We start from the raw sequence: 1,372 nt of genomic DNA on the forward strand, positions 1-1,372 counted from the left end.
CGCCTCATACAGGTGAACCCTGGGGCCTTCGGCCACCACATAATGTTCACCACCGGGGTGGTACAAGACAACGCGGGCGTCCGCATCAAATGTCATGTTTTGAACCAGAGTAAAATGCCCCTCAGCCTCCCTGTGCCAGAGGCGTGCCCGATTATCGTTACCACCAGAAAGCAGCCGGGCGGCATCGGGGCTGAAGCTGAGATCCAGCACGATACCACTGTGCGCCGTCATATTAACGTAGCTGATGTCACTGAGGTGGGTGAGGTTATGCACCCGGATCTCGCCAGACCGGTCACCCGAAGCCAGCCACGGCCCTTGGCTGTCCAGTGTATTCACATCACTGGGGAATGCTCCCGGCAAGGGGAAGCCGACCGTTTTGTTCGCCGGGTTTATCAGTGATAGCTGGCCTTCGCGACCGTATGCCAACCAGGTAGCATCCAGAATGTAGGTGTGAGCGCGAATATTTGTTGAGTCTGCAAAATTTAAAAGGTATTGCTCGATTAAATCGCCCTCATCGGTTGAGGCCAGAAAGGAGTATAAATAATCTCGTCTACCAGTTGCTATACAGCCCCCCCCTGAACAGATACTTGCCTGCCGTAACACATCTAGCGCCAAATGTTGATGTCTAAGCCGATGAATGTTTTTCTGGGCAGGAGTGAGCGCACTGGTATTGAAACGCTGAACAAACGCTTGTGGAGTGCCAAGCACTGTAGTCCCTGTCATTACCAACTCAGAACCGTCCGGTTTAAAGCGGAGCGCTGTTACCCAAACTGGCGACCCATAGGTTCTGCCTTCTTCATCCAGCTCCATCAATTCAGTGGGGTTGAACTTTATCGCCGGGCCGGGAATAAACCCCAGCCTTTCTGGCGCGCCACTGCCTTCGGTTATCCCGTGGCTGATGCTGGCCAGAACGCCCAGCATCAGCCCGGCCAGTTTGCTTATCATGGTTAATGCTCGATTTCTTTTCAGCACAATATTCACCTATGGAAGTTCACCTATGGAAGTTTACCCATGGAATTTTTGTAAACAGGGATGGTGATTGTAGTTCAAGTTCACAAGGCAGGGTCATGCTTCAAATGCGGTGATAAATCCATGGGAAGGCACTGTTCGTGGTGGAGTCCCACCTCCGTGGGAATATCACTTTTTTCAGGAACAGTGAACACTTTCACCAAAAGATTTCAGCAAGCGTTTGGCGCATGAGACTTAAATCAGTCAGTCTGGTATAAACGACTACAGATAAATAACCCCCAAAGCCATTGCTGTCCTGTATTAGGTGTCCCTTATATTTGCTGACCGTTGCAAATGGATTCAGGCTTTTTCAACAACTCGCTTTGGCTTGATGAGTTTCAGGTAAATAACCACAATCGTTGTG

Annotated in this window: 1 protein-coding gene; it reads right to left on the reverse strand. The window is 50.5% G+C overall.

Annotated features, from left to right (window positions below):
• The coding region (locus GZ78_RS18915) for a WD40 repeat domain-containing protein (protein ID WP_161787432.1) at positions 1-972 on the reverse strand (972 nt) is incomplete at its 3' end.
• Positions 973-1,372: the final 400 nt, after the last annotated feature.

This window comes from Endozoicomonas numazuensis (assembly GCF_000722635.1).
In the GTDB taxonomy this organism is placed as follows: Bacteria; Pseudomonadota; Gammaproteobacteria; order Pseudomonadales; family Endozoicomonadaceae; genus Endozoicomonas_A; species Endozoicomonas_A numazuensis.